40 protein-coding genes are annotated in these 24,303 nt (G+C 61.4%); 31 read left to right on the top strand and 9 right to left on the bottom strand.

Translation table 11 applies throughout. From position 1 onward, the window contains the following. Positions 1-101 precede the first annotated feature (101 nt). The 3 genes from ABT115_RS08950 (at position 102) to ABT115_RS08940 (ending at position 3,531) form a co-directional block, all read left to right on the top strand. Positions 102-1,364, top strand: a complete 1,263-nt coding sequence (locus ABT115_RS08950) for a glycoside hydrolase family 10-like protein (protein ID WP_351785756.1) — start codon at positions 102-104, stop codon at positions 1,362-1,364. A 381-nt stretch (positions 1,365-1,745) separates the two neighbouring features. Beyond that, on the top strand, positions 1,746-2,666 hold the full coding sequence (locus tag ABT115_RS08945) for a helix-turn-helix domain-containing protein (protein ID WP_351785754.1): 921 nt from the start codon (positions 1,746-1,748) through the stop codon (positions 2,664-2,666). Positions 2,667-2,697: 31 nt separating this feature from the next. After that, positions 2,698-3,531 (top strand): putative transcriptional regulator, encoded by an 834-nt coding sequence (locus ABT115_RS08940; protein ID WP_351785751.1) that lies wholly within the window; start codon positions 2,698-2,700, stop codon positions 3,529-3,531. 78 nt (positions 3,532-3,609) lie between these two features. Here the strand turns inward: ABT115_RS08940 and ABT115_RS08935 are convergent, their stop codons facing one another. The 4 genes from ABT115_RS08935 to ABT115_RS08920 all read right to left on the bottom strand — a co-directional run bounded on the left by ABT115_RS08935 (position 3,610) and on the right by ABT115_RS08920 (position 5,633). After that, positions 3,610-4,470 (bottom strand): MvdC/MvdD family ATP grasp protein, encoded by an 861-nt coding sequence (locus ABT115_RS08935; RefSeq protein WP_351785749.1) that lies wholly within the window; start codon positions 4,468-4,470, stop codon positions 3,610-3,612. Positions 4,471-4,500: 30 nt separating this feature from the next. Further along, a complete protein-coding gene (locus ABT115_RS08930; protein WP_351785747.1) occupies positions 4,501-4,641 on the bottom strand; it encodes a hypothetical protein in 141 nt (46 codons plus the stop codon). Positions 4,642-5,025: 384 nt separating this feature from the next. Continuing rightward, the gene (locus ABT115_RS08925; RefSeq protein ID WP_502969049.1) at positions 5,026-5,265 is read right to left on the bottom strand and encodes a DUF7848 domain-containing protein; all 240 of its coding nucleotides are present in this window, start codon (positions 5,263-5,265) and stop codon (positions 5,026-5,028) included. After that, on the bottom strand, positions 5,265-5,633 hold the full coding sequence (locus ABT115_RS08920; RefSeq protein ID WP_351785742.1) for a hypothetical protein: 369 nt from the start codon (positions 5,631-5,633) through the stop codon (positions 5,265-5,267). The genes ABT115_RS08925 and ABT115_RS08920 overlap by 1 nt, the downstream gene beginning before the upstream one ends. A gap of 144 nt (positions 5,634-5,777) precedes the next feature. Between ABT115_RS08920 and ABT115_RS08915 the strand changes: the two genes are divergently transcribed. The 28 genes from ABT115_RS08915 to ABT115_RS08780 all read left to right on the top strand — a co-directional run bounded on the left by ABT115_RS08915 (position 5,778) and on the right by ABT115_RS08780 (position 20,126). Further along, on the top strand, positions 5,778-6,956 hold the full coding sequence (locus tag ABT115_RS08915) for a helix-turn-helix domain-containing protein (protein ID WP_351785740.1): 1,179 nt from the start codon (positions 5,778-5,780) through the stop codon (positions 6,954-6,956). A gap of 1,546 nt (positions 6,957-8,502) precedes the next feature. Next, complete coding sequence (locus tag ABT115_RS08910; RefSeq protein WP_351785737.1) at positions 8,503-9,006, top strand: hypothetical protein; 504 nt, start codon at positions 8,503-8,505, stop codon at positions 9,004-9,006. 56 nt (positions 9,007-9,062) lie between these two features. Beyond that, positions 9,063-9,254, top strand: a complete 192-nt coding sequence (locus ABT115_RS08905) for a hypothetical protein (RefSeq protein ID WP_351785735.1) — start codon at positions 9,063-9,065, stop codon at positions 9,252-9,254. A gap of 9 nt (positions 9,255-9,263) precedes the next feature. Then, a complete protein-coding gene (locus tag ABT115_RS08900) occupies positions 9,264-9,437 on the top strand; it encodes a hypothetical protein (RefSeq protein ID WP_351785732.1) in 174 nt (57 codons plus the stop codon). Between the two features lie 88 nt (positions 9,438-9,525). Next, entirely contained in the window at positions 9,526-9,756 is a 231-nt protein-coding gene (locus ABT115_RS08895; protein WP_351785729.1) for a hypothetical protein, read from the top strand. 74 nt (positions 9,757-9,830) lie between these two features. After that, a complete protein-coding gene (locus ABT115_RS08890; protein WP_351785726.1) occupies positions 9,831-10,040 on the top strand; it encodes a hypothetical protein in 210 nt (69 codons plus the stop codon). A gap of 1 nt (position 10,041) precedes the next feature. Then, positions 10,042-10,266 carry a hypothetical protein gene (locus ABT115_RS08885; RefSeq protein ID WP_351785724.1) on the top strand — a complete coding sequence of 75 codons (225 nt, stop codon included), beginning with the start codon at positions 10,042-10,044 and terminating at the stop codon, positions 10,264-10,266. Between the two features lie 100 nt (positions 10,267-10,366). Beyond that, complete coding sequence (locus tag ABT115_RS08880) at positions 10,367-10,555, top strand: hypothetical protein (RefSeq protein WP_351785721.1); 189 nt, start codon at positions 10,367-10,369, stop codon at positions 10,553-10,555. After that, complete coding sequence (locus ABT115_RS08875; protein ID WP_351785719.1) at positions 10,555-10,794, top strand: hypothetical protein; 240 nt, start codon at positions 10,555-10,557, stop codon at positions 10,792-10,794. The genes ABT115_RS08880 and ABT115_RS08875 overlap by 1 nt, the downstream gene beginning before the upstream one ends. Positions 10,795-10,850: 56 nt before the next feature. Continuing rightward, the gene (locus ABT115_RS08870; RefSeq protein ID WP_351785716.1) at positions 10,851-11,120 is read left to right on the top strand and encodes a hypothetical protein; all 270 of its coding nucleotides are present in this window, start codon (positions 10,851-10,853) and stop codon (positions 11,118-11,120) included. 8 nt (positions 11,121-11,128) lie between these two features. Then, positions 11,129-11,488 carry a hypothetical protein gene (locus ABT115_RS08865; RefSeq protein WP_351785713.1) on the top strand — a complete coding sequence of 120 codons (360 nt, stop codon included), beginning with the start codon at positions 11,129-11,131 and terminating at the stop codon, positions 11,486-11,488. Between the two features lie 175 nt (positions 11,489-11,663). Next, a complete protein-coding gene (locus ABT115_RS08860; RefSeq protein ID WP_351785711.1) occupies positions 11,664-11,873 on the top strand; it encodes a hypothetical protein in 210 nt (69 codons plus the stop codon). Position 11,874: 1 nt separating this feature from the next. After that, complete coding sequence (locus ABT115_RS08855) at positions 11,875-12,285, top strand: hypothetical protein (protein WP_351785709.1); 411 nt, start codon at positions 11,875-11,877, stop codon at positions 12,283-12,285. Positions 12,286-12,372: 87 nt separating this feature from the next. Continuing rightward, positions 12,373-12,774: an Atg14 domain-containing protein gene (locus ABT115_RS08850; RefSeq protein WP_351785707.1), complete on the top strand. Its 402-nt coding sequence runs from the start codon at positions 12,373-12,375 to the stop codon at positions 12,772-12,774. A 71-nt stretch (positions 12,775-12,845) separates the two neighbouring features. Next, positions 12,846-13,352, top strand: a complete 507-nt coding sequence (locus ABT115_RS08845) for a hypothetical protein (RefSeq protein ID WP_351785705.1) — start codon at positions 12,846-12,848, stop codon at positions 13,350-13,352. Next, positions 13,352-13,762, top strand: a complete 411-nt coding sequence (locus tag ABT115_RS08840; RefSeq protein WP_351785703.1) for a hypothetical protein — start codon at positions 13,352-13,354, stop codon at positions 13,760-13,762. Before ABT115_RS08845 ends, ABT115_RS08840 begins: the two co-directional genes overlap by 1 nt. A 68-nt stretch (positions 13,763-13,830) precedes the next feature. Further along, entirely contained in the window at positions 13,831-14,079 is a 249-nt protein-coding gene (locus ABT115_RS08835) for a hypothetical protein (RefSeq protein ID WP_351785701.1), read from the top strand. Further along, positions 14,076-14,411, top strand: coding sequence for an Lsr2 family DNA-binding protein (locus ABT115_RS08830; protein ID WP_351785698.1), 336 nt, complete (start codon positions 14,076-14,078; stop codon positions 14,409-14,411). Before ABT115_RS08835 ends, ABT115_RS08830 begins: the two co-directional genes overlap by 4 nt. Then, on the top strand, positions 14,408-14,749 hold the full coding sequence (locus tag ABT115_RS08825; RefSeq protein WP_351785695.1) for a hypothetical protein: 342 nt from the start codon (positions 14,408-14,410) through the stop codon (positions 14,747-14,749). The genes ABT115_RS08830 and ABT115_RS08825 overlap by 4 nt, the downstream gene beginning before the upstream one ends. Positions 14,750-14,754: 5 nt before the next feature. Beyond that, positions 14,755-14,994 carry a hypothetical protein gene (locus ABT115_RS08820; protein ID WP_351785693.1) on the top strand — a complete coding sequence of 80 codons (240 nt, stop codon included), beginning with the start codon at positions 14,755-14,757 and terminating at the stop codon, positions 14,992-14,994. A 305-nt stretch (positions 14,995-15,299) separates the two neighbouring features. Beyond that, positions 15,300-15,581: a hypothetical protein gene (locus ABT115_RS08815; protein WP_351785690.1), complete on the top strand. Its 282-nt coding sequence runs from the start codon at positions 15,300-15,302 to the stop codon at positions 15,579-15,581. A gap of 123 nt (positions 15,582-15,704) precedes the next feature. Beyond that, positions 15,705-15,893: a hypothetical protein gene (locus ABT115_RS08810; protein WP_351785688.1), complete on the top strand. Its 189-nt coding sequence runs from the start codon at positions 15,705-15,707 to the stop codon at positions 15,891-15,893. An 18-nt stretch (positions 15,894-15,911) separates the two neighbouring features. Beyond that, the gene (locus ABT115_RS08805; protein ID WP_351785686.1) at positions 15,912-17,213 is read left to right on the top strand and encodes a DUF3987 domain-containing protein; all 1,302 of its coding nucleotides are present in this window, start codon (positions 15,912-15,914) and stop codon (positions 17,211-17,213) included. Positions 17,214-17,272: 59 nt separating this feature from the next. After that, positions 17,273-17,530, top strand: coding sequence for a hypothetical protein (locus tag ABT115_RS08800; RefSeq protein ID WP_351785683.1), 258 nt, complete (start codon positions 17,273-17,275; stop codon positions 17,528-17,530). Beyond that, on the top strand, positions 17,527-19,092 hold the full coding sequence (locus ABT115_RS08795) for a DUF6884 domain-containing protein (RefSeq protein ID WP_351785680.1): 1,566 nt from the start codon (positions 17,527-17,529) through the stop codon (positions 19,090-19,092). Before ABT115_RS08800 ends, ABT115_RS08795 begins: the two co-directional genes overlap by 4 nt. A 134-nt stretch (positions 19,093-19,226) precedes the next feature. After that, on the top strand, positions 19,227-19,463 hold the full coding sequence (locus ABT115_RS08790; protein ID WP_351785677.1) for a hypothetical protein: 237 nt from the start codon (positions 19,227-19,229) through the stop codon (positions 19,461-19,463). 238 nt (positions 19,464-19,701) lie between these two features. After that, positions 19,702-19,869, top strand: a complete 168-nt coding sequence (locus tag ABT115_RS08785) for a DUF8636 domain-containing protein (protein WP_351785674.1) — start codon at positions 19,702-19,704, stop codon at positions 19,867-19,869. Beyond that, on the top strand, positions 19,869-20,126 hold the full coding sequence (locus tag ABT115_RS08780; RefSeq protein WP_351785671.1) for a hypothetical protein: 258 nt from the start codon (positions 19,869-19,871) through the stop codon (positions 20,124-20,126). The genes ABT115_RS08785 and ABT115_RS08780 overlap by 1 nt, the downstream gene beginning before the upstream one ends. 242 nt (positions 20,127-20,368) lie before the next feature. Here ABT115_RS08780 and ABT115_RS08775 read toward each other — a convergent pair whose 3' ends face one another. From ABT115_RS08775 to ABT115_RS08755, 5 genes are all read right to left on the bottom strand, one after another. Next, positions 20,369-20,587 carry a hypothetical protein gene (locus ABT115_RS08775; protein WP_351785668.1) on the bottom strand — a complete coding sequence of 73 codons (219 nt, stop codon included), beginning with the start codon at positions 20,585-20,587 and terminating at the stop codon, positions 20,369-20,371. Between the two features lie 9 nt (positions 20,588-20,596). Further along, on the bottom strand, positions 20,597-21,463 hold the full coding sequence (locus ABT115_RS08770) for a peptidoglycan-binding protein (RefSeq protein WP_351785666.1): 867 nt from the start codon (positions 21,461-21,463) through the stop codon (positions 20,597-20,599). 2 nt (positions 21,464-21,465) lie between these two features. Beyond that, positions 21,466-21,750, bottom strand: coding sequence for a hypothetical protein (locus ABT115_RS08765; protein WP_351785664.1), 285 nt, complete (start codon positions 21,748-21,750; stop codon positions 21,466-21,468). A 71-nt stretch (positions 21,751-21,821) separates the two neighbouring features. Next, positions 21,822-23,207, bottom strand: a complete 1,386-nt coding sequence (locus ABT115_RS08760; RefSeq protein ID WP_351785661.1) for a hypothetical protein — start codon at positions 23,205-23,207, stop codon at positions 21,822-21,824. An 11-nt stretch (positions 23,208-23,218) separates the two neighbouring features. Continuing rightward, entirely contained in the window at positions 23,219-24,301 is a 1,083-nt protein-coding gene (locus ABT115_RS08755; RefSeq protein WP_351785659.1) for a hypothetical protein, read from the bottom strand. Positions 24,302-24,303 lie beyond the last annotated feature (2 nt).

The following is a 24,303-nucleotide window of genomic DNA, read 5'->3' as shown; positions in this document are numbered from 1 at the left end:
CCGCGACCCAGGGGTCATCGCGGGCCGGGGCGGGCATGCTCTGCGTCACGCCCGGATACCGGGGCGACGGACGAGCACGGAGAGACGGCAGGTGCAACGAAATGCGGCAAATGGCCAGAAGAGGCTTTGTGGCGGGTGCGGCCGGAGTGGTCGCAGGAGTGGTGAGCACGATCACCACGGCCGGTGATGCCGTCGCGGTGCCGTCCCAGCAGGCCGGCCCCGAGCGGACGGGCGCAGCGCCGGGCAAGGGCGGTCAGCATGTGGGGCGGCGCGAACTGCGCGGCATGTGGGTCGCCACCGTCGCCAACGTCGACTGGCCCTCGGCGCCCGGACTGAGCGCGGCCGCGCAGGAGGCCGAGCTGATCGCGTACCTCGACGAGGCCGTCGCCCGGCGGCTGAACGCAGTGATCCTCCAGGTCCGGCCGACGGCCGACGCGCTGTGGCCCTCGCCCTACGAACCGTGGAGCCAGTACCTCACCGGGGTCCAGGGCAAGGACCCCGGCTGGGATCCGCTGGGCACCGCCGTCCGGGAGGCGCACCGCCGCGGTCTGGAACTCCACGCCTGGTTCAACCCGTACCGGGTCGCCAACCACACCGATCCGTCCCGGCTGATCGCCACCCACCCCGCCAGGCTGCACCCCGACTGGGTCCTGCCGTACGGCGGGAAGCTCTACTACAACCCCGGAATCCCCGAAGTCCGCCGCTTCGTCCAGGACGCGATGCTGGACGCGGTCCGCCGCTACGACATCGACGCCGTGCACTGGGACGACTACTTCTACCCGTACCCGGTGGCCGGGCAGGTCTTCGACGACGACGCCACGTACGCGAAGTACGGCGCGGGCTTCCCGGACAAGGCCGCCTGGCGGCGCGACAACACCGACAAGCTGGTGCGCGAGACGGCCGAGCAGATCAAGAAGATCAAGAAGAACGTCCAGTTCGGGATCAGCCCGTTCGGTGTGTGGCGCAACGCCGCGACCGATCCGCTCGGCTCGGACACGAAGGCGGGTGTGCAGACCTACGACGATCTGTATGCCGACACCCGCGGCTGGGTCCGGAAGGGCTGGATCGACTACGTCTGCCCGCAACTGTATTTCAAGGCACAACGCTCTGACCAGGCAGTTTCATACAGTGCCCTGGCGCCCTGGTGGGCCGAGACCGTACGAGGCACCGGGGTACAGCTCTGGATTGGTGAAGCCCTCTACAAGATCAACAACGAGGGCTGGTCTGCCGGTGAGCTAACCGAACATCTAGACATCGCCGCAAAGTACCCCGAGATCACTGGGCACGTGTTCTTCTCTGCCAAGGATGTCCAGGAAGATCCCAAGGGAGCAATGACTGCTGTCTCAGAGCGGTGGTCCCAGTGAATCCACATGAGCTGATTACAGGTCTAGTCGATCAGCTCGGAGAAGAGGAAGCTCTCAGGGCGCTGTCCGCTCTCGGGCAGAGGGCTGAGGAACCGGCAGAGACACGGCAAGCCTCTCAGGCCGTGACACCCCTGCCCTCACCCAGGGAGGGAGGCCGGCGCATCAAGGTGGTGGTCCGCCGAGTCTGACTTCCCGGCCAGCGTGAAGCGCCGCGACAGCTTGGTGTCGTCCCCGGCTCCGGGGTCTCCGTGTATGAGGGCTTGACCTAGCTCCGAGCGACCATGGTACGGTCTCCCCCAGATTCAAGCTCCACTCACAAAGCGACCCCCTTGAGGCGGCAACCTCGCAGGGGTCAGCGCAAACGAAGAGGTCAGATCTTCGATGCAGGTCCAGCGTACCCGGCACGAACGTGCCTTCGTCCAGATCCCTAACCAGATCGCCCGTCACAGCTCCCTCAGCCTTGAGGCCCGTGGGCTGCTGACATACCTGCTCTCCCTGCCCTCCGACAACGGAGCCACGGTTGAGGGCATCACCAGCCGCGTACCCAACGGACGCCGCTCTGTCTCCAACGCCATGAACGAGCTGATCGCGGCCGGATACGTCCGCCGGTCCCGCATTCAGGACCCCGAGACTGGCCGTTGGGTGACGATCACGACTGTCTCTGACTCCCCGACTGACCACATGCCGACGGTCGGTGCCCCGACTGGTCAGGCTGTCGGCGGCTATCCCAAGGGAAAAGACCCTCAGGAAAAAACCTCCTCCCCTGAGCCTGCCCAGCAGCAGCAGCCGGAAGGCTGCGAGGCAGGCAGCAACGAGGAGGGGGAGGAGTCTCCCCAGGAGACCAACCCCCACGCCACAGCCGTATCCGCTCTCGGCCGTCTGGGCTCCGTAGAGCCCCGACTGAAGCTCTCCCTGTCCGAAGTCACCCGGCTTGCCCCTAAGGCCGCCCAGTGGCTCTCTGACGGCATCTCTGAGCCCCAGATGATCAAGGCTCTGTCCCGTGCTCTGCCGGTCAGCATCACTTCCGCGGCTGCCCTGGTGACGTACCGGCTGAAGAACAACCGGCCGGACGAAGAGATCGCGCCTGCACCCATGCCGGAGCCGGTCAACGCCTCTTGCTGCCAGCAGTGTGAGGCACCCTTCCCCGCGGGCGTCGAGATGGACCTTTGCCGGCGCTGTGAAGCCGAGATGAAGCGGGCCGTTGCCCGCCTGACTGGCGAGCCGGTCTCAGACCCTCACCAGGAAGCCCGGCAGGCCACTGCCGACAACGCGGCCTACGTCCGCAGCTTCCTCCGCAAGTAACCCACCACCACAGCACCTGAAAGGCACTCCCATGCCTAGCTCTGCCCTGCCCTGGTACCTCAAGGGGATCTTGTACGTGGCTCTCCCGGCTGCCTGCCTGGCAGCCCTGTACCTCTCCATTCCCGGAGAGGTGGCCTTGGCGAAGACTGCCGGTTGGTCCGAGCACTATGCGCCGGCCATGCCAGTCTGCCTCTCCGTCTACGCCCTCTCGGCTGGGGCGATTGCTACCTACCGCCGGAAGATGCGGCTGCCCGGCCAGATGACCGCACTCCTGGGCTCTCTCATGGCCCTGATACTGGCCATGTCGGCGCAGTCCATCTCTCACCTCATCGAGCAGAGCTACATGACCACTTCCGCGCTCCTGGTGGTAGCCGTCTCCTGCGTCCCGCCTCTCACCATCGCGCACCTGGTGCACATGGCAGAGACGCCCTCTCAGGTGAAGACGGCCGACGAGGAGAAGGCAGAGCTTCGGGGGATGATCGACTACCTGTCGGAGGAACTGACTACCTCCCTGGCCTCTCAGTCCCTCACCCTGGTCTCTCGGGCCTCCGCTGTCGTGAGGGAGCTGGAGAGCCTTACAAAGGTGACAGAGGAAGCCTCTGAGAAGGTTGAGAAGGAGTCTGAGAGCGTTGAGGACATACTCACTGGAGAGGAGAAGGCCCAGCATGACGAAGAGTCCAAGACTCGGAGGAAGCACCTTGCCTTGGCTCGCAGCATCCAGGAGACCAGGGAGAGCCTTGAGGCCCGAGGTACGACAGTGACCGTCGCTGACGTCTGCAAGGCCCTGGGAATATCTCAGGCCACCTACTACCGTTACAAGCCCTCTGAGAAGGTGACAGCCTCCACGCTGCCGCTGCCCGCCTAACCAGGCCGGAAACACAGAGAACCCCCCGCATTCGAGCTGCGGGGGGTTCTTGGTTCCCAGGCTACATGTCAGGGGCTGTCACCCATCTTGCCCTGACGACCTTCGGTGACCTCCGCCGGGTTCCCTGAGGTCTTGGAGTAGGCCGGGTTCCTCTGCAAGAAGATCAGCCAAGGCTAGAGAGATTGACATCCCTGTCTTTCTCTCCAGCCACCCGAATTGGCCGTTAGGGTTGCATTCGAGGAAGTACCAACGCCCCGGCTGTGAGACCGCGAAGTCAAACGCCGCGTAATACAGGTCGTACCTCTCCACGAAGGCATAGACCGACTTGACGATCTCCCGCGGGGCCGAAACAGGCTCGTACTTGGCGTCATCATCCCCACGCCAATCCAGGTGTGTGGAAGTGATTCGGCAGGGGAAGAGGCTTCCACCGACCACAGTAAGGCGGATGTCAGCTTTCTTCTGGATCTGCTGTTGGTGGATCATCCCGTTGCCCAGGGGGATGAAAACGTCTCCCTGGTGAAGGGGCTTACGGACGGAGTCGGGGTGGTTGAGCCCGAAAAGGCGGATCTCTTCCGGGTCATTGCTGATCAAGGTATCCGGCACAGCGAAGCCGCACTCTTGGGCCACTACCAACTGTGAAGGCTTATGGCGAGCCCTCTCGTTGGCGTCAGGGTGATTGACCCACACCAACTCAGGAAGGGCCCGGAGAAGACCAACCAGGGCCTTGCCCTGCTCAGAGTTCACCGGTCCCGGCCTACGCCAGTACACGCTACGGGGATTTACCGTAGTGCGGTAGGCGTCTTTGATGGTGACACTGCCAGGAGCCCCGCTGATGACTAAGTCATCATCAAGGGCTACCCGGTGAACCCTTCGGTTCTTTTTGGTGAGCTGATCTACCACCATGTCGGCCGTTACATCATCCTGGCTGGTGAGGATCAATACACTCATGCTAGGGAGCTACCTCTCTCACTAGTCGTCCGTCTGGGCGGGCCCGCCGCCACTTCTCTGCGTCAGCGTCGGACCGAGCATCGCATCCGTCTGGATGACAGGGGTCCCGTCCGGCAGCAAGTTGAGCTGCAAGGCGGGGCTGTATTCAAACTGGGGCTCCATCACCGAACACCTTCCTCTAAGAGGCCCCGAGGCGGTTGCCTCGGGGTCTTGCAGACCTCCCCCCGGCGGGGGACGGGGGTGACACCCCGCAGGGGGGAGGGGCTTGAGACCTCCCCTCTACCCAGGGGTTGGGGTTCCGGGGTAGAGGGAAGGGGCTTATGGGGCCAGGGCGTATCCCTGGCCTTGCAGGCAGTCAACTGGCGGGACGCAAGTCCCGCTGCTGGGCGTACTGGCTGACGACCACTCTCACGAACTCGCAGCATGGCTCGCAGGCGTAAACCGGGGCGGTCATGCCGTTCACCTCAACGGGGCCGATCCACAGGACCATTTGGTCAGGTTGACGGCAGAGCAGACAGAAGCCGCGGACTAGCGGCCGGCCTTTCATCAGTGAGGCTCGACGATCGCGTAGTCGCTGTGGGAGCGCCTGAAGCGACGGTGGCCAGTCTTCGACGCGTGCTTGGTCATCCACTCGTTCGCCTCCTCGTCGGTGCCCATCTCAGGGCACGACTCCCCACACTCCTCTTCATCGCCCGAGACGCAGACCGCCCGCCAGGTCAGTTCCCCTATCGGGTCGCGGGTGGTCACGAAGGTTACGAACCGCGAGATGCTGGTGACGCCATTCATCACGGGTGCTCGACACCGTTCTTCTCGGACCAGATCCAGAGCAGACGCCGGGTGAGAGAGGCCGCCTCCCTTGTCCACGCGTAGGCCCTGAAGGGAGGCGTGACGTCCGTGGGCTTCGAGCGGGTCTTCAGGAAGCCCTTGGCCTTGTGGATCTGCGCCAGGGCCACCATGTCACTGTCTGCGGCCAGCTCCTCGCCGACGAGCAGACTCAACGAGCCGTGAAGCACATCAACGAACCCCATGATCTCGTCACGCGTCGAGGTATTGAGCCGTAGGGCCAACGCCCTGTCCGTGATGGTCGAGATCAACTTCACGTCGATGGGTGAAGCGTCAACCTCCTCCCTCGTTGTCTCGTGCTCCTCAGCCACGCTTGCCACTGCGCTTCTCCCTTCGCTGCATGTGACTAACCAACTACGGAAGACCAAGATCAGTTAACACAGACGTTGCACAACGCCGTCTGACCAACGCGCATCTGACGGGACGTCGAGGTGAGCGCGTGCGACAGTGGGAGCATGGAGAGCACTCCCGCACCAGGTGAGAACATCGCCGTCCTGCGCAAGGCAAGAGGACTCGGGCAGACCAAGCTGGCTCGGTTGGCTGGAATCTCTGCGTCCTACCTCAGCAAGATCGAGGTAGGGACTCGACCAGTCACCCTGCCCGTGGTCGCTGCCCTGGCCAAGGCCATGCGCGTCCCCACTCAGCGAATCTATGGACAGCCGTTCCTCGGCCCATCCGAGCAGGCCGAGCTCCTCAACGACCTCCGGAGTGCAGTACGGAGGTACACACTGCCAAAGGAAGACGTCCCCGAGCCGTCCGAATTGGCGGCCGACGTGGACAAGGCCATGAAGCTGCGGGCAGAGACCAACTACCTCGAACTCCTCGGGATGCTCCCGCGGCTCCTGGGCCAGGTCACTGCAACCGCCCTGTCGTCCTCTGGAGAGGCCGGCGCATGGACTCAGGTCAGTGATGTGTACGGATGCGCCTACGCAGCCGCTCACCGCATGGCACAGCCCGATCTAGCCGACATGATCGTCTCTCGACAAGCCTGGGCAGCCCAGCAGACGTGGAATCCTGAAGCCGAGGTTGCCGCGGCCTGGAATGAGGCCGGCACCTACCAGTCCGCAGGGCAGTACGACGACGGTCTAGCCATCATCGATCGGGCAATCAGCAAGTACGAGAGCGCGGCAGGCACTTCGCCGGCCTATGCGCTCTCCCTGGGCTCCCTTCACCTGCGTGGAATCGTCCTTGCCTCCCGGCACAAGGACAAGAATGCGACCGAGGAGCACCTTAAAAGGGCTAAAAGGTTCGCTGAAGGCATTCCGAATGATGTTTTGAGGCATAACCTGACCTTTGGTCAGGGGAATACGGCTCTATACGAGCTGGCAGCCCATATCGAGCTGGGAAGTCCTGATCGAGCAGCAGAAATGAGTGCCCCTCTGCTGTCGAGCCCTCCATCAAGTCTCTCTCCGAGTCGCCTGGGCCGGATGTACATCGACATAGCTCGGGCAAGGCTCGATATGAAGAACTATTCCGGGGCTGAAGAGGCCCTTGAAAGGGCATTCGCAATAGCTCCTCAGATGGCAGAGGTTCATCCAATGTCAAGAGAGGTAATTCGAGTGCTATTCGTGATCCATCAGAGAGCACGACCTAAGCTGATGACTATGGCTAAGAGGACTGGCCTAGTCGGATAGCATCTAGCCCCTCCTTTGGGGGAGGGGTGAGGCTTGCGAGAGCGGTTGGGAGTGTGTATACCCAACCGCCTACAATATAGACGTCGGTGTCAAACTCGACGATCCGGGACGAGAACCCCTCAATCTGAGACTCAGGTCACAGGTTGAGGGGTTTTTTTTATTTCCTTCCACACCTCCATGTGACAAGGCAGGACAAGGCCGTTGAGGGCCTTCGAGGCCCCCTCTCGCTGCCTGGCCGGCACCAGGCAGAACCGAAAAAGGGGCTGTAAATGGGCTTGGAGGGGAAATAAATGGCGTTGAGGGCAATTCTTTAAACCCGTACACGATGGCAGGAAGGTACCCCCGGTGGGTCCAGCCTTATTGAAATAAAGTATTACCCCCATATGTACTCCCTTTACCAGATAGAAATAGGCATTCGAATGCGAGCGAGCGTTACCATGTATTCGCATAAATGAATACGTGAATACTTCTATGCGGAGTAATGGCACGGTCACACAGTGAATTCATTCCTGCCCTCACGCACGGTAGGGAAAGCCCGTTCGCGACTACGGAGAGTTTTACCAATGTGACCCAGATCACGGGATTTAATGGACATTCCAGGATATAAAAAGGGGCATAAGCGACGTATTAAATAAGCCCAATTACTTGAATCTGGGGGAGACTGGTATTGTTTCTCTTGTCGGAAAGGGAAAGGCCAAAACCCTCCAGGCGCCACCCGCTAAGCGGGGTGAGGCGCGGGAATGGGTGCCTGACTTACCGAATGAAAAACAAAGCGGGCCTATACGGCTCTAATAGGCATGCCCCGCGCCAGTATGGGCCGGGCCTCTGCGGTATCCCAACGCGAGTCACACCCCTGATAGGGGAAGTGCTGTAAGCGGGTATGTCCTGTGGTGATCCGCCACGGTGACCACTGCCCATTTGAAAACTCCATAGCTCGTTTGGTGTTTCCTGCTGAACGTGCGTGTCTCTAGCTAGGGCGGTGGATTCGCCTGAACGGAATTCTCGCGGTGTGACGCCGCGCACGGGTTTTACTTTGCCCGGTATGGGGTTCTGCTAGTAGGGACGCAAGTAGGGCGCGCGGTATCCAGCCGCGCGGGAATCACTGAATACGAGCTAGGCAAATGGAGAAAATAACGTGACTACTCGTTTAAGCATCACGCAACACTAAGTGATGTGTACGCGCGAGACTGATCACGTGATGACGTTTGGGCCGCGACACCACGCGGCCCGTACGGAATTAATTCTTTCCCTTTGCAGTGTGGGCCATCACTGTAGGGCGACGGCCGGTCAAACGGCCGTCGCTCACTGACCAATGTTCAACACTCCGTAACACAAAGGAGGCATCATGGGTGAATGGGGCCACAAGCCGCTTCCCGTTATGAGCAAGAGTGAGCGTAGGCGTGCTGCGGCTGGTGCGCCTAAGCGCAGGTTCGCCACTATCGACGGTGAACGTATTGAAGTTCATCAAGCGCGTGAGCGTGAGGCACGGCCTTACCCGTCCGCGCCGGTCACTGCTCGCCCCGGTAGCAACGTTGCAGCCACCATCATGCGCGGGTACTCCGAGAACATCCCGCACCTGCCGTTCCGGCGCATTGGCGCCGAGCTGAGAGTGGGGCGACCTCTCTCGAAGGCGGAGCAGGCGAACCACATTCCCTTCATGCCGGAATTCCAGGCCGAGGGGCAGCCGTACCCGCGCGTCTCGCGCGATAAGGACGGAAATGTGATGCCGCGTGTCCGGAAGGACAACGGTATGACCAAGCAACTCCAGGGGCGCGGTATCGGACGCCGTGAGGACGGCAAGACCACGTACACCAAGCGTCAGCTTGCGGAGCGTGAGGCTGAGCGGCAGGCACAGCACGCGACCGCCATGGAAGTTGTGCGACTCCGCGATGTCGCGGAGACACAGGAACGCTTGCGCGAGGAAGCGAAGCGGGGGCTGCGGTACTGCATGGGTGTTGAGCGCGAGGCCCTGGCCCAGGGGGACATGGATAGGACTGCATGGGCCCGAGAGAGCATCCGTGCGTACCGCAAGGCTGCTCGCTACAAGTAGCCATGCCTCAAAACTTGAATCTGTGGTAAAACTTGAATCTGTGAAGGGGATTGATCGTGAAGTTCACGCCCGACCTGTTCAACAACGTCGGCCGCATGTGTGCAGTCCGCGGGGACAGTTCCGGTCGCGTGTGGCGCGTCCGTAGCGCCATGCGCGGCCCCCTGGGGGAGCGCTACTACCTGTGCCGCAACCAGGCGACCGGTGCCTTCCGTGCGGTCAAGTCCGACCGCATGTCCAACCTTTACTAGGAGACCCCCTTGACCATCTGCACCCGCTCTCTTGCCAACGTCCGGCCCCACATGCGCGGTAAGTCCACGCCCGTGCTCCTGGAGCACTTCCGGATCAACCGTCAGGACTTCCGGCGCGGGCTCGCCTTCCGCTTCACGCCCGGCCGTCGCAGGCCGCGAACGCGACTCCTGCCCATCGTCTGACTCTCTCAGGGCTCCGTCCTGCCCACAGCGTGGGCAGTGGCGGAATCCGGTAAGCGTCCATGCGATGCCGGTGATTGGAAAGAGCGAAATGGCATACGTGACTGCGGCTGTCATGCGGGGACACCTCGCTGCCAAGACCACGCAAGAACTCTGCGACGACTACGAGCACTTGGTGGACTCGAAGCGCCCCATGCCGTGGGCGGAACAGGCCGTGTCTGACGTCCTGTTCGAACGCAACCAACTGGCCTGGCTCGAATGGCAAATGGAAGGCGGACTGTTCGGCTTCCCGAAGCCCCACCGCTACTTCGGCCTGATCTAGCACACCCATAAGCGATGGCCCGGACAGGCCAATTGTCCGGGCCTTTCGTGACTCAACACGCGAAAGGCTTACTCATGTCTGTACAGCTCCTGAAGCACACCCTGAAGCGGAACCGTTTCGGTGACGACCTGTCCAAGGGGCCCAAGCGCCGTAACTGTCGATCCAACAACGGCGGTGTCATAAGCGTCACGCCCAAGGTATGGAACGGAATGATCATGGACGGCTACGAGATGTTCGACTGCAACTACTGCGGCGCACGCGGCTACCTGGGCAAGGGGAAGTGACGTGATCGATCTCAGCCGAGACCAAGTCCTCCTGACTAAGCCTGTGCGGCGTAAGCCGATTCCCCTATGGCACGTCTACGTAAACGGTGAGTGGCTCGCCGTCGAGTACGACGGCTATGCCCCCACCAATGTCCAGGTGGGCGACAGCTATTGCAGCGTGCAGTACCGACACATGGCCATGAGCTGTGCTCGTGATGCCTGTAACGGGCTGCTGGTCTGGGGCTGACCGTAGGCAGTGAGCGTGATGCAGGCCGGCCCCAGGTCGGTCCTGCGTCGCGCCCTTTGTGCGGCCAGTGCAGACCCATAAACCCTAGGAAGGAATAGCAATGCCCAAGTTCTTCAAGCACCCGCCCAAGAATGTGCAGCTCGGTCGGGCGGTCCGCAAGTGGGGGCAGCCCCCCATTCCCGGCCGGTACCGCGTGACGGAGGCGATCGGCGGTTCGGTCACGCCGGGCCGCACGCTCTCTCGATTCGGCGCTATCCGCGTCTTCCAGCACTACGTGAAGGGCATCTGATGTCCTCCAAGTTCCAGAGCCGCGAGGCGGAAGACCTGTACTTCCACACCCCCGAGGACCAGGCAGGCGACAGCGTGACCGGCCTTGCCTGGTACGGGCTCTACCAGCTTGAAGCCGCGATCCTCACCGAGGACTCCGGCGGATTCGTGTGGATGCGCATGTACGAGACCACAGCCGAGCTGAACGAGGCGTGGGAACTGATCATCCAGAACACCAATCCGGGAGAGGAAGCCGCCTGATGCGGGCCGAAGGAATAACCGTCCCACCTGCGCACCGTATTCAAAAGCCCTGGGGCGTGACACTCGATTCCCGGCTTTCCGTGGGAGATAGCTGCGCCTACCTGTCCGAGCCGATGGCCGCCCGTGACATCAAGGCAACGGATCTCGTGATCGGCGTCCCCAGCGATCCCCTGCCCTATCGGGAGCGGGACCGGCATCGGGCCGGCCGCGTACTCCTGCGGCAGACCCTCCCCAACGGAGCAGTCCAAATCACCATCCTGTTCCACACCGAAGACGTGGTTTGGGAGGGCGCCGCAAACGCCCACCTTGCCGTATACCGCCGATAGGAGAAACCATGTTCCGTCTTTACTCCGAACTCAACGCCCTTCCGCCTGAGGACTTCCTGAATCCCGAGAACTTCGTCACCGGGTACGACGAGCAGAACCCGGATTACGCGGAAAAGCAGTACCGCGAGGGCCTTCGGCTCTCGAACGAGTACGACCGGATCACGATCTGTGCCAATGGCACCTGGACGGCTGATATTGAGGGCCCGCACACATACCGGTGGCTCACGTCGACCGAGGGCATCGGCTACCACGCCCACACGGCATCGCTGCTGCGTGGATTCCTCGACGGCCCGGCACCGGTGGATGTGGCACGTCGGCAGTCTGACTACAGCGTGAAGACGACGCGCATCAAGGAGGCCAGCAAGTGAGCGTGGACTTCGATAACTGGCGGAGCCCTGCGGGGGATACGTGGCGAGAGTTCTGGCTGCGCGATTGGCGCTGCCGTATGCGCCTGGCTCGGAAGTACCGCAAGAGCGCGCATATCTGGAACTACAACATGAGCTGCGCTGCGACGGCACGCCGAATGATCACGGAGGCCAGCAAGTGAGCGACGTGAAGTCCTACGCGCTTACGCGGTGGGAACTCCTTACCGAGTGGGAGCGGGACCTCCTCGTAGCTACTCCGCTCGGCGTGTCCTGCTTCTACTGCAACACCCCGCTTCCCACTGAAGCGGATCACGCCAGGCACTTCCGCCTGGCCGACCCCGTATCTGTAGCCATGGGCTACTGCCCCAATGCTGGAAAGAGGTTCTGACATGCGATTCCAGACTGCATGGTGCGAGAGCACGCCGGGCGAGACCCACGTGACCTTCTCCGGTCACATGACTCCGTGTGACAGGTACGTGATCGAGGCCAAGCCCGTCTACGACTCGAAGCCCGAGGACGTGACGTGTCAGGAGTGCACCTCTCGCATCACGCCGGCCGAGGGCGAGTGGGAGCAGGAGGAAGACAACTTCTGGCGCATGAGTGACGCCAAGGGGGAGTCCATCGGCTACGTCAAGTCGGAATGGGATTCCGGCTGGGATGACGGGCAGTGGGTGTTCTCCGGAGAGCAGAACGCAGCGACCTGGTACTACGCCTACAAGAGTCTCGATGGTCTCCTGTCCAGCTTCATCGACAGGTTCCTGACGCTCGACGAGGCGAAGTCCGCAGTCGAGCACGCCTGATTCAGCAGCTTTACCGAAAGGCCCGGACAGGCCAATTGTCCGGGCCTTTTCCATGGGCTCTCGCCCAACATCTCAGAAGGGTTCACCATGCGCATTCCGTTCTTCACCAACCGCCGCAACCGTCGCCAGGAGTGCGACACGCTGCTGACAACGCTTGCGCTGTCGAATGCTCAGCTCCACGACGACCTGTTCGAGCTGGTGCAGGTCACCCGGCGACGCGAGGCGCAGGTAATCAGGGTCAACGACGCGGCCAACAACCTGGAAGCCGTCTGGAATGTCTGCCACGCGTGGGAGGACGCTCCCCGTCACTTCACCTGCCAGGAGGCCGAGGCCCTGGCGGAGCTGCTGCGCGAGGTGGGTCTGACAGACCTCGCAGAGAAGTTCATCGAGGGGCACGCCATGGCGGACAACGAGGACGACGACATGCACCACGAGAAGTATGTCGAGCTGGTCACCCAGCTCCCCACCTCGCTTGCGGTCTCCGTCTAGCGGTTCCTGTTTGGTGGCGGCCGGGGAATTCCCGGCCGTTCGCCACGGGCAACCGATAGAGAGGAATCACCATGTCCCGCAAGTACCCCAAGAAGGTCCGTAAGGAATACGCGGCCAAGCTCAAGGCCGCGGAAGCGTTCGTGGAGTCCTGGACGACTTCGGAACTCTCACACAACCTGATCAAGGATTACGACTGCGTGCTTGGCTGCGAGGAGGCCAAGACTTACGCGGGCCTCTTCCGGACCTTCGGCTACCCGAACACGGCCGAACAGATCCTTGCTGACCATGGTGAGGGATGTGAAAACCCGCACTACCACGAACCGCAAGGCGTCTGGACGTTCACCATCAGGGTTGGCGGCCCTGCCGTTAAGGAGATCGGTGAACCCGATCCCGCATGGACGATCGTCGCGGACGGCAAGAACGGCGAAGAGGCCGAAGAGCGGGCGACGGAATTCCTCCGACGCAAGATCAAGGAGGAATACAGCGCGTTCTTTTACATCGAGGTGGATGAGGTGGAGAACGGTGTTCCCGGCTCCACCGCCCTCTACTCCTGGACCGACATTCGAGAGGCTGCGTAATGAGCTGGCGATACGACATATTTGAGTGCCCCAACGAGGTCGACGACCACAGCACGTGTGAAGCGTGGTCGGCACCTCCCATAGACATCCTCTGGGACGACCGTTGGAAGGACGCCTACCTCAAGGCTGAGAGCCTGCCTCACGCCGTCGTGGAGCGTCGATACATGGGTGATCTGGGATGGAACACGACGCCCCACATCGTCTTCGAGCACATCGACGGTGGCGGAGTCTGCTTCTACTGCCGTGAGCGTCGTGGGTCGCTCTGCCAGACGGCGGAAGAAAACAGGTTCGTCTGCGACACCTGCCGGGCCGGCCTGCGACGGATGGTTCTCCAAACCGCACGGAATCTCGGGACCGATCCGAGCCAGTTCACCTACGTCCCGATCATCGAAACCATCGACTTTTGCTAGTCGCTTTGTCGAGAGGCCCGGACATTCGAGCCGTCCGGGCCTTTTCCATGGCCACAGATTGGAGAGAAATGAGCGAGCCGGTTATGACGCTCAGCTTCGAGGAGTTTCCGAAGCCGAAGAGGTGGACCTCTGACGGTGGACGACTCCACTGGGAGGCGTACGGAAACGTCGTAGTCACGTGCTCGGAGCACGGTGAGGTTTTCAAGGCCCTCTCAACTTACCTCTGGGAGAAGGAACATCCCTGGAGGAACAGTCAGGCCGGCCTTTGGGAGCGCAACCACCTGCGCCAGGACCACGGGATCGACCGAGGGTGGTGACTAACCCCGACCCGGCATTGGTTCGGGAATTCATGGTGCACGAGCGGCTACGCCTGCCGGACGACATGAGCCCGCTCTTTCCTGCTGAGATCCGGTACTTCCAGAGCTACTACCCCGCGTACGCGGCTCGTTTGGAGCGAGAAGCGGCGGAACGGGCCCTCGAAGAAGAGAAGTCCCGTCGGCGGCGGGCTGCCGCCGAGCGGGTTGCGGAACACACACGGCTCATGAAGGAAATGCGCGAATGGGGCCGTGAGAACGGCTATTTCGTCGGCACGCGGGGCCGTATCCCGGGCAAGGTCATTAACGCATACAGAGAGGCAAAGGGACTGTGAAGTACAAGAACATTGCTGTTGGGATGATCCCCGAGGACCTGACGAACTTCGTTGTGGCGATCGAATGGACGCCGGGGGGACAGTGCTACAGGATCACCCTGCTTGACGACACCGGTAAGCCGATGGACGGGCAGGTGTATCCCGGCACGGCGAGAGAGCCGATCGGGTACGACCCGAAGACCTCGGACTTCGATATGTTGGTGTGGAACTGCCTGGCCTACAACACGAACTTCACGGCCCAACTCACCCGCACCATTGCGGGCTACGCGTACTTCGAGTGGTTCAGCCCCGTCGACATGTCCCGTACGGACCGTGCAAAGTTCGGAGCCGACAAGTGAGTCTGATGAAGCGATTCGGGTTCGACGCAGACGAGTTGAGCGAGAAGGCCACTTATGCGGCCTGGCTCGACACCCCCGCGGAACGGCTCCATGCCCTCACGGGCGTGTTCCAGGAGTGCGGAGAGCGGGCCAACGCCTACCACGACCCCATGTTCGTGGCTCGGGTGCTGGTCAAGGAAGTGACGTTCGTTTTCCGTTTCGAGCGTACGGAAATGCTCAAGAACAGGATGTTTCAAGGTGTCTGACGAGGCGCAGCGCATTCGCGATCTCGTTGCCGAGAGGTACAGGACGTGGACCATTAGCGGCCCGTCTTTCGACACAGAAGGCACGAGACAACATCTTCTTCGGGATCTCCTCTGGGAAATCGACCACCCGTCTCCCGAGGACCAGCGGCCGGAACTCTTCGAGAAGTGGCGGAGAGAGGTCGAGCCTACGGACGTCCCTCCCCACAAGTTCGATGACTCGGACCGATACCGCCCAGACCTGTGCCGTGTGTGCGCATGGCCCATGGGCGAAGGCAAGCACGAAAGCTGAGAGAAGGTATCTGAAAATGCTGGACATGTTTTGGAAGTTCATCGACATGCAGCTCAAGGAGCTTGAGTCTGCCAAGAGCGCGGATGACGTAATACGCATCCTGGGTAAGAGCGAATCCGGCTGCGGTGACGCGTTCTTCGCGGGATCGGGTGGGGACGGGTCCGTGAGTGGTTCCCTGCGCGAGGCTGGTTGGTCCTACATGTGGGTGGACTGGGACCACTACTACGCCATGAAGGCTCCGGACGGCTCGGTGATCACCTACGTGGAAGGTGATGTCTACCGAGGAAACCGCCGCTGACGGCTTCAGGCGATGGATCGTGGTGGAGGCCGGGATCGCTTCCCGGCCTCTCGCCACGGGCTCTTGCATGAGTTCGTAAGCAACTAGGTAACCGATACAATGTTGAATCTGTGGGGGTTAACCATGGCCAAAAAGGTAATCACCGAGATCACTTGCGATGGGTGCAAGAAGAAGGGGCAGGAAGTTCCGGGGACCGTGAGTCTCACGATCATGGGCGACGAGTACGACCTCTGTCACGAACACGGTTCCAAGTTCCGTGCACTGCTGGCTGAAGCACTCGGCGACGCCGAGGCCGTGGCGCTGAGCGCCTGATTAAGGGGAGAGAAAGAAATGACGACGTTCGACCAGATGTCATATGGCCCACTGGGTAAGGCTGTTGAGGCCGCCATGCCGACGAGTGAGGCCGACCCCATCGGCGTGTGGGCGGCAAGCCTCTCGCTGTACTCGGCTGCGATCAGCCGACGCGTTCGGCTCGACAACCGCCGCCCGGTCGTGGTCTGGACTGTACTCGCCGGCCGAAGTGCTATCGGGCGCAAGGGCTACGCGCTCGGTACGGCGTCCGCTGTACTCGGCAAGGTGATCGGGGGCTTCATCCACACCCGGAAGCGCTCCGGTGTGGCGAACGGCCCTTCCCTGGTTGACATGTTGTCCGGCCTGGAACTGGACACGATGGGCCAGGACGGAGGCATTGACGGCCGCTGCATACTCCTCGAAGAGGAGTGGGCCTCTGTCCTCAAGGATCAGAAGAAGTGCAGCAAGTTCAGCACCATGTTCCGTACGGCTTGGGACGGGAAGCCGATATCCAACCGCACCAAGAAGGACGGGCTTCAGAGCGTTGCTCAGCCCCTTCTTGGGTTCCACGCCCACATCACTCCGGGGGAGTGGGGCAAGTACGTCTCTTCGAGTGAGGCCCTTGGAGGCTCGTACAACCGGCTGCTTCCCGTCCTGGTCGAGCGCTCGAAGATGCTGCCGTACAACAACCGGCCCCAGGTCCCGGACACGTCCGCTCTCAAGGGAGCCTTCGAGTGGGCGGAAGAGGAGGACCGGGTGATGTACTTCAGTATCGAGGCCGGCGAGCGGTTCGACGAGATCCGCGCCATCGTCGAAGACCGCATGGCCGAGCTGCCCGAGCTGCTGGCGTCGTACATGGAGCGCTCTGCCGAGCAGGTTCAACGTGTCTCCGCTGTACTCAGCGCCACGGTGATGGAAGAGGAGATCAGCCGGGACGCGGTGGAAGCCGCTTGGCAGTTCGTTTCCTACTCCATGGCCAGCGTCGAGAAGCTGGTGAAGGACGCGGCCAGCAACAACGAGGGGGCCAAACCCATGAAGACCCCCGAGGAGCTGATCAGGGACGTGCTGAATAAGCACGGGGGCGAAGCGAAGGCGTCTGACCTGCTGCGTCCGCTGTGGGGGAAGATGAATGCAGCAGGCATCAAGGACACCGTTGAAGGTATGGACGACGTGTTGGTTGTCCAGGAGAAGACCGGGGGCCGCGGGGCCCCCAAGACGATCTATCGCCTGATTGATCCCGAGGACCAGGCCGGTAAGCCGAAGCTCAAGGTGATCAGCGGCGAGGGCCCGAAGGTGAAGCCCAAGCCGGTGAGCTCCAACCCGTTCGTCAGCCTGCTCTGAGCGCAAGCCCGTTCAGACTCTCCGATCACCAGCAACACCTTTGAAGGAACCTGTTAGTCATGCACCAGCCCGCTGAACGCAACTCCGACATCTTCACTCGTCCCTCTAAGCGAGTCGAGATGATCTCCAAGGAGCCCAGTTCGAAGAAGGCTTTCGAGGTTGCCGAGGAATGGGCTTCCAAGATTCGGAAGCTCGGAATGACTGACAGGTTCGGAATGCAGATGGACCCGCTCCCTCACGGGTTCTGGGGTGTCTACCTCATCGACCGCTCGATACCTGAAGACGACGACCCGAAGAGCAAGGGGAAGAAGAAATGACCACGACCATCCGCGTGCCCGGACAGATCCGCCGCCACGTCCTGAAGGCCGGGAAGTCCAACTCCTCTCAGCCCGGTTGGGTGGACCTTTACGCGGCCTGCCAGGCAGGCGACAGCGAGTTGAAGCGGCAGGGGATGAACACGCTCAACACCATCGAACTGCACCTGACGAACGCCGCCATCGGGTCGGCCCTCGACATCGCCCGCAGCTGGCTCGACAGCGACAACGGCAACAACGTCATGGCGGGTAAGTCGATGCTCAAATTCGAACTGGAGTACGAGCCGGATGACCCGAGGGAGATCCGGCACGCGATCAAGATGCCGAAGAGCATCGCGGGATACTTCGAGCCCAAGTACGGGCACCCGTCCCCGTACAAGGGTGAGTCCGAGGTCATCAAGGCCGACATGGAGCGTATGAGCTGGACGGCAACCGGCGCACAGGGCCGGGTCCGTGCCGAAACGCTGGGGCTCATCCTGAACAAGATGGACCGGCTGAAGTACCACGACCACTCGGCCGTGGCGAGGGCCTCGAAGAAGTTCGTCGACACCTTCACCGAGCCGTACGAGCGGACGCAGCGGCTCATCTCCGGGTACCTCTCGATGGCTGAGGGCGAGGACCAGGCCCCGGACTTCATGGGAGCAATTCACAGCCGGGATGAGGTCGAGGCGGAGCCGAAGCGCCTGGTGATCATCGCCTGTGGAGGCAAAAAGTCAGACGCTCCGGGCCGTATCCCAGCTGAGGAGCGGTACACGGGCAACTACTTCAACGCGTGCCGTGAGGCGTCCGAAGTCATGGATGGCCCGACGATGGTCCTCAGTGCTAAGTACGGTCTCATTTCTCTCACTGAGGAGATCGAGAACTACGACGTGAGGCTTGGCGACAAGGGCAGTGTTCGGCTCGGCTCCGTCAAGCAGCAGGTTGAGAAGCTGGGCCTGGAGGACGCCAAGGTGACTGTCCTCGGAGGAGAGAAGTACGTGAAGGCGGTTCGGCAGGTCTGGCCGGACGCGGAAGCGCCTCTGAAGGGTGGCATAGGGCAGCAGCTCAAGCAGCTTGCCGGCATCTACGGGGGCGAGGTCCTGGAGGACGACGAGCATCAGGCGCAGGAGTCCGAGGAAGAGCGCCCGGAGCGGATCTATCAGACCAAGCTTCAGGAGATCGGTTACCTTCCCGGACGCAACCAGCCGAAGACGCGGCGGATCTGGTTCGGTGGCAAGGCCGGAAAGGCGAACCCGCATCCGGGGCAGTGGGTGAAGGCCGAGGTGACCTACATCGGTGAGGGCGAGTACGCCATCAACCGACTCGGTACGGATGACGAGCTGATGACGTGCCGACTGCGGAATCTCATCCACTGGGGGCCTCTGAACGACCCCAACCGGGAGCCCGAGTTCGTCAAGCAGTTCGCTCGGTGGGACGAACAGCCCGCGGCCGTCGAGAAGGACGAGCCGCAGCGTATGTACAAGGTGCCTGAGAACTGGATCGAGCTGGCGGAGGAGGGCAACACTCCGCAGGCCCGCGCCTACTGGAAGCGCCGCTGCGAGGAGTACAGGAAGACGGGCAAGTGAATCCGGGTGAAGTGGATTGCTGACGCGAGTAAGTAGCCAAACACAGAAGTGCGACCCCGGACCGGCCAATGGTCCGGGGTCGCTTTCATGAGAATACAGGAGAGACAGTGATACTCACCCCTGAGCATGTAGGTATGTGCGTTGCATACGGGCCTTATTCGGGCGCCGCAGTCGTCCGAATCACCTCGGTACACCGTGAGGGATACAACCCGTCGGTCGGTGTGGAGTCGTCGGACGGGTACGCCGAGGGATGGTACGAGTCCATGTTCTCGTCGCTCGACGACATCACGGCCGACTGGCGGCCGGCAACCGAGGAAGAGACGGCGAAGTTCGAGAGCCGTTTCCGGCCTGCCCCGCAGAACTGGGACTAACAGGCGAAAGCCTGTCCTGCCTGTCAGACGTGAGAGCTACGGTGTGAGGCCCGACCCGCCGAGGGCGGGCCTCCAGTCATAGGAGAGAGAAGATGGCTGAGAAGAAGAGTTGTGCTGACTGCGGGACCGACCTCCCTGAGGGCAGCGGGCACACCGAGTGCCGGCACTGTCGTAAGTGCGTCGACTTCGGTTGCATGTGGGGCCATGGAGGCAAGCGCCAGGGGGAGGCGGAGGGTTCGTGAGGAACTACCGACTGAAGTGGACCGGGGACGGCAGAGAGCGCACGTCCGTCGTGGCCTACGACGAGCGGAGCGCCGAGCAACGCAAGCAGGAGCTTGAGGCCGCGGGCGCTACTGAGGTCAGGGTCGTTGAGGTGCCGATCTTCGAGAAGCGGGGGAAGAGCTGATGGGTCTGAAGAAGGAACTGCAAGAGACACCGCAGGGTCAGGTGGTCATGCTCGCGGTCGAGTTGATCAACTCTGCCAAGGAGTTCTCTTTCGTGAAGACGGAAGACGGAGGTATCCGTGCTGGGTTCATGCTCGGGGACAAGCGGGTGAAGATCGAAAAGGGCTCTGCTGGCTGGGACCTGAACGTCACCTCCGTCAAGCCCATCCCCGGTCAGGTGCAGCGGAAGCCCCGAAAGAAGCCGGGAGAGGCGCAGTGAGCCACCAGAGGAGCAGTGGTGAGATGGCTGAGTGGACCCCCGAAGTCACCGTGACGTACGTGAGTGACGAAGGAGAAAACGTCACCTTCACGCGCACCCTCACCCCCGAAGGTCTATGTGACGTTCTGAGTGCTATGGACACTGGCGCAGTAGACGAAGGGTAAACAAAGAAAGGCCCCCGGCCGAAGCCGGGGGCCAGTTCTTTACTTACTCTCTCAACCCAGGTGCACCCCTGCACCTAGCTAGTTGGCGGTCTCGTCCTCATCGGGCGAGGCCGCAAGTGCCTTCAGCGTCTTGGTGTCCTCGTGCGTGGCAGCAGCCACACCGAGACCCAGGAGGGCCGCGGAGGCGGCCATTACGGCTTCCCAGGGGACCTTGGGCCAGACGATCAGAAGCGCCGGCACGAGTGCCGCAAGTACGGAGTAGATACGAACTCCGTAGTCGGAAACAAACTTGATCATGGGCTCTCCTTAGCTGAACAGACGCTCCCAAGTGGCCGGACCGGGGTAACCGTCGGCGTCCGAACCGGTCCAGCCCTGTGCCTTCTGGAATGCCTGAACCGCCTTGCGGTCTGCCTCGCTCCAACTCGGGCCAGGACCAACGCTGTAGAAGTGGCCGTAGCCCTTCTTCACGAGCTGTTCTCCGAGCTGGGTGACGTAGGCGTTGGTCGCGCCGGGCTTGAAGTACGACGTGCCGGGGAACGCCGGGACGATCGGCTTCGTAGGGTCCGTGGGCGATGCCTTGCTCGGAGTCTTCTTGAGCTGGGCTGCAACGTCCTTACGGAACTGACCCATGTCAAAGGACGGGTCGATCTTCCGTCGCGTGCCCTCCTTGTGCCCAATCACAGAGTGCTCAGACCAACCATGGAAGCGGCAAATGGCAGCCGCCCACTTCACAGCAGCCTCGTACTGTGCAGCCGGATAAGGGTCCTTGCCATCGCCGCGGTTCTCGATCTCGATGCCGTAGGTGCGAGAGTTGGCGTCGATCGGCTCCGACGCGTCAGGACGCGGATGAGTTGCAGACTCGGCCACCATGGCGTTGAACGCGTTCGTAGCGAAAGTCCCCGCGTGGTTAGCTCGACCATTTCCAATCATGGTCAGGGTGCCGTCCTTCGCGAGATGCGAATGGCACAGCGGGCCGGGAAGGTCAGCGGAACCGCTGTACACAAACCCAAGGCTGTTGGAGCCAGCAGTGTGGTGGATCACCACACCATTAACAGGACCCCACGCCCCCTTATGGTTTCGGTTATGAGTGCGCCAACCGGCGTGCCCCTTGACGTTAAGGCCCTCGTTCTTCAGTGCGCTGACGAACTGATCAGCGGTCATGGGTGTAGCCATAGTTACTCCTCCGTAGAAGTATCTGCCAGCCGGACAACAGCCAGCCGGGTAGGGTCGAGAGAAGTCAGAAGCTGAATCAGTCGGGCATTCTCCGCTTCGATACGCGAAAGCCGGTTCTTGATCTCAGTCAAGTCGCCGGCGAGTCGGTCAGCCTTCTGCTTCTGTGCTTCCGCCTCCTCCTTCCACACCTTCGCGGTATTGGTCTTGAAAGAGGCGAAGAGAACTGCGGCAGCAGCCAGAACGGCAGACAGGGTTCCGGCGAGGCCGAAGATTTCAGATGGAGCCATTCGGCCTCCTAGGTAAAGATGGGCAGCAGAAAGGGCCCCAGGTGAGTTCCTGGGGCCCTTCTGGTATGCGCTTAGCCGAGGCCGGCCCAATAGCACGTCATCCCATCAGCCATATCTACCATCGTCAGAGACGTAGGAAGAGTGGTCAGGGTGGTGCTTGTGGTCTGTAGCCACCTGTGGACCCCGTTTACGTCAGCAGCCTTAGCTCCACTAGTGGTGGCAGTAGACCCCCAGTTAGTTGCCGCAAGGTACGGGACGGAAGTGCCAGGGCCCTTAACGAGGATCGCAATGTAGTAACTGCCGGGATTGAGACTGACACTGTTAGTCAGATTGAAAGTTGCCATTTGGCCACCCGTGTTATGAGTCTCAGGGAACATCGCCTTGATGTCGGCAGTAAGAGCAAGCCGGGTCAGGTCCTTGTCGTAGATCCCCATGTATGCGGACGTGACGGTCGAGTTGGGCTTATCGAAGCCCATCACGTGGCAGGAGACCTTAGATACAGTTGTCTTGGTCCTGACAGGCACCCCCACGAGATACAACCGGCCAGCCTCAGACGGCCGGTCGCCGGGAGTGCGAGAGGACTCATGGAGGTCATAGGACCAAGCTGCCAGGCCGTAATCATCCGGCTGCCAAGTACCCGGCATGTTGACGGGCGTAATTACCTTTCCGTCTCGCTGCCGCAGCTTGAAACGGCCTCCCTCTGCGTACTGGACAACGGATGTGGGAGTCGCATTTGGGACAGTGGTGGCGTCCTCCATTGCGATGATGCTTCCGCTACCTCCGGCGAGATTAGTGGAAACTCCGCCCAGGCGAATGTTCGGGAAGGCGCTTGTCGCATTAGCGTTTACCGCTCCATCCAGCGTGCCCCCCGTGATGGGGAAGGCTCCAATAGCCTCAGCAGTGTGCGTGTGGTCTGCTGGCGCGCTGCCCACCTGTGCCGGGGTATGGGTGTGGTCCTCGGGGGAAGCCTTAACATCCTCGGCGTCCAGGATGACGTCACCTACATACCCGTTAACGGACGAAACGGACTGCTCTCCACCTGCGAACTCTGGGAGCTGTGAAGGGGTAACCCTTCCGTCCTCCGCGAGGGTTGCAATGCCAGTAGGCACACCGAGAAGCGCGAGAATAGCCGCCCTGTCGCCGTGAGGGTCAGATGCCTCTAGATGACTCTTCAGCCGCTCTGCCAAATTGTTGGCGACCAGGGCAACTCGACCAGATCCGAAATCAACCCAGAGGCGCTCAGACCCGTTGTCAGGCCCCCAAAACGCGGGAACCATCCCGTGGTCGTTGGCAACGAGTTCTGCAATGGGAGTCAGCTCCGAGGACAGCAGATCCAGAACTTGACTGGCTCCGCCCGAAGGCCCATCCCACACAGTCCCAACAGCGTTCGGTATACGAGCCCCTGACACGTCCTCGGCGACCTCAGCCGCTGTGCCAGCAAAAATATTCCTAGCCATAAGTCCCCCTATTAACGATCCTTGATAGCGTCAGTCTCGTAAACTCCACTGAAGGTGATGAAGCTATTCCTTGGGATTACCCCCAACCCGTCAAGGCCCTGAGAAAGCGTGTTCGGGTTCGGGTAGTAGATGTACATGTTGGAAGTGGCCCCGCCCTTATTGACCTTGCCGACCAGGTCCACGAAGTTGGGTAGACCCCCCGCTGCCTTTGTGTTGTTGTCCATGTGCCCGCTGAAGATCTGGCCCGTAGCACCGCTAGCGGGTGTTGGCAGGGTCACGCCGAAAGCAAAGGAGCCAAAAACCTTCATGTCGGCCGTGGATGAAGTATTTTCCAGACGCATGGAGAACCAGACCATGTTTGGAGCTATCCAACGCCAACGGCCATTTCGGGACGTGACAGGGCCACCTCCAACTGCACCCCCAACTACAGACGGGCTGTACGTATACGTGTTGCTTAGAGTTCGGGCTACCTGAACTCCGTCACGCCCGTTGAAATACTCTGTCTGGGTGTGCGCCCCGTCAACATCGCTGTCGTAGGTGAACGAGTTCAGTGGGGCGAGTTCAGTTGACTGGACCACGTCCCAGGGGAAGGAAACAGCTGGGGGGATGTCAAAGGGTGCCCGCCTGGCCATATCGAGAGGCCCATTCTGGGCCGGCACAGTCACCGCGTACAAAGGCATCTCCCAGATGCCTCCGGTCTCTCGAACCGGCTTAGGTGAGATCGGGGTAGCTGAATTCGTTCCCTTGCGTACAGCGATCTGCACAGAAGGCTTAGCCATGTCTGCTCGGACCACTATGAGGTCGATACGGCCCGTGGTCGATGTGTTCGCCTCAATCGGAACCGTGAGCGTGGACGTCAGTTCGTAGTAGAACCCCCCGACCCAAGCCTTTCCGGGATTGATCTGAACGGAAGTCGAGCTAAGCACCTTCGGGGAGAACGGAATGCTAACGCCTGTATTACTGATAGGAAGCCGGAAGTCCACACGGTCAGCTCCCCACATGTGGGCCATTGACTGCCACTGGGTTTCCGATACGGCCTTCGCTGCCCCCGTGATTGCATCGTCCGCACTGAACGGATAAGAGATTTCAGCCATAC

Origin of the sequence: Streptomyces sp. NPDC001832 (assembly GCF_040297265.1) — a bacterium.
GTDB lineage: Bacteria > Actinomycetota > Actinomycetes > Streptomycetales > Streptomycetaceae > Streptomyces.
This window is presented reverse-complemented; position numbering and strand designations above follow the sequence as displayed.

What these genes read in the sequence shown, in the direction of transcription:
- ABT115_RS08950 (WP_351785756.1), top strand. Translation starts at nt 102, where the DNA reads ATGCGGCAAATGGCCAGAAGAGGCTTTGTGGCGGGTGCGGCCGGAGTG.
- ABT115_RS08945 (WP_351785754.1), top strand. Translation starts at nt 1,746, where the DNA reads ATGCAGGTCCAGCGTACCCGGCACGAACGTGCCTTCGTCCAGATCCCT.
- ABT115_RS08940 (WP_351785751.1), top strand. Translation starts at nt 2,698, where the DNA reads ATGCCTAGCTCTGCCCTGCCCTGGTACCTCAAGGGGATCTTGTACGTG.
- ABT115_RS08930 (WP_351785747.1), bottom strand. Translation starts at nt 4,641, where the DNA reads ATGGAGCCCCAGTTTGAATACAGCCCCGCCTTGCAGCTCAACTTGCTG.
- ABT115_RS08925 (WP_502969049.1), bottom strand. Translation starts at nt 5,265, where the DNA reads ATGAATGGCGTCACCAGCATCTCGCGGTTCGTAACCTTCGTGACCACC.
- ABT115_RS08915 (WP_351785740.1), top strand. Translation starts at nt 5,778, where the DNA reads ATGGAGAGCACTCCCGCACCAGGTGAGAACATCGCCGTCCTGCGCAAG.
- ABT115_RS08910 (WP_351785737.1), top strand. Translation starts at nt 8,503, where the DNA reads ATGCGCGGGTACTCCGAGAACATCCCGCACCTGCCGTTCCGGCGCATT.
- ABT115_RS08895 (WP_351785729.1), top strand. Translation starts at nt 9,526, where the DNA reads ATGGCATACGTGACTGCGGCTGTCATGCGGGGACACCTCGCTGCCAAG.
- ABT115_RS08890 (WP_351785726.1), top strand. Translation starts at nt 9,831, where the DNA reads ATGTCTGTACAGCTCCTGAAGCACACCCTGAAGCGGAACCGTTTCGGT.
- ABT115_RS08880 (WP_351785721.1), top strand. Translation starts at nt 10,367, where the DNA reads ATGCCCAAGTTCTTCAAGCACCCGCCCAAGAATGTGCAGCTCGGTCGG.
- ABT115_RS08875 (WP_351785719.1), top strand. Translation starts at nt 10,555, where the DNA reads ATGTCCTCCAAGTTCCAGAGCCGCGAGGCGGAAGACCTGTACTTCCAC.
- ABT115_RS08865 (WP_351785713.1), top strand. Translation starts at nt 11,129, where the DNA reads ATGTTCCGTCTTTACTCCGAACTCAACGCCCTTCCGCCTGAGGACTTC.
- ABT115_RS08855 (WP_351785709.1), top strand. Translation starts at nt 11,875, where the DNA reads ATGCGATTCCAGACTGCATGGTGCGAGAGCACGCCGGGCGAGACCCAC.
- ABT115_RS08850 (WP_351785707.1), top strand. Translation starts at nt 12,373, where the DNA reads ATGCGCATTCCGTTCTTCACCAACCGCCGCAACCGTCGCCAGGAGTGC.
- ABT115_RS08845 (WP_351785705.1), top strand. Translation starts at nt 12,846, where the DNA reads ATGTCCCGCAAGTACCCCAAGAAGGTCCGTAAGGAATACGCGGCCAAG.
- ABT115_RS08840 (WP_351785703.1), top strand. Translation starts at nt 13,352, where the DNA reads ATGAGCTGGCGATACGACATATTTGAGTGCCCCAACGAGGTCGACGAC.
- ABT115_RS08835 (WP_351785701.1), top strand. Translation starts at nt 13,831, where the DNA reads ATGAGCGAGCCGGTTATGACGCTCAGCTTCGAGGAGTTTCCGAAGCCG.
- ABT115_RS08820 (WP_351785693.1), top strand. Translation starts at nt 14,755, where the DNA reads ATGAAGCGATTCGGGTTCGACGCAGACGAGTTGAGCGAGAAGGCCACT.
- ABT115_RS08815 (WP_351785690.1), top strand. Translation starts at nt 15,300, where the DNA reads ATGCTGGACATGTTTTGGAAGTTCATCGACATGCAGCTCAAGGAGCTT.
- ABT115_RS08810 (WP_351785688.1), top strand. Translation starts at nt 15,705, where the DNA reads ATGGCCAAAAAGGTAATCACCGAGATCACTTGCGATGGGTGCAAGAAG.
- ABT115_RS08805 (WP_351785686.1), top strand. Translation starts at nt 15,912, where the DNA reads ATGACGACGTTCGACCAGATGTCATATGGCCCACTGGGTAAGGCTGTT.
- ABT115_RS08800 (WP_351785683.1), top strand. Translation starts at nt 17,273, where the DNA reads ATGCACCAGCCCGCTGAACGCAACTCCGACATCTTCACTCGTCCCTCT.
- ABT115_RS08795 (WP_351785680.1), top strand. Translation starts at nt 17,527, where the DNA reads ATGACCACGACCATCCGCGTGCCCGGACAGATCCGCCGCCACGTCCTG.
- ABT115_RS08790 (WP_351785677.1), top strand. Translation starts at nt 19,227, where the DNA reads ATGTGCGTTGCATACGGGCCTTATTCGGGCGCCGCAGTCGTCCGAATC.
- ABT115_RS08780 (WP_351785671.1), top strand. Translation starts at nt 19,869, where the DNA reads ATGGGTCTGAAGAAGGAACTGCAAGAGACACCGCAGGGTCAGGTGGTC.
- ABT115_RS08775 (WP_351785668.1), bottom strand. Translation starts at nt 20,587, where the DNA reads ATGATCAAGTTTGTTTCCGACTACGGAGTTCGTATCTACTCCGTACTT.
- ABT115_RS08770 (WP_351785666.1), bottom strand. Translation starts at nt 21,463, where the DNA reads ATGGCTACACCCATGACCGCTGATCAGTTCGTCAGCGCACTGAAGAAC.
- ABT115_RS08765 (WP_351785664.1), bottom strand. Translation starts at nt 21,750, where the DNA reads ATGGCTCCATCTGAAATCTTCGGCCTCGCCGGAACCCTGTCTGCCGTT.
- ABT115_RS08760 (WP_351785661.1), bottom strand. Translation starts at nt 23,207, where the DNA reads ATGGCTAGGAATATTTTTGCTGGCACAGCGGCTGAGGTCGCCGAGGAC.
- ABT115_RS08755 (WP_351785659.1), bottom strand. Translation starts at nt 24,301, where the DNA reads ATGGCTGAAATCTCTTATCCGTTCAGTGCGGACGATGCAATCACGGGG.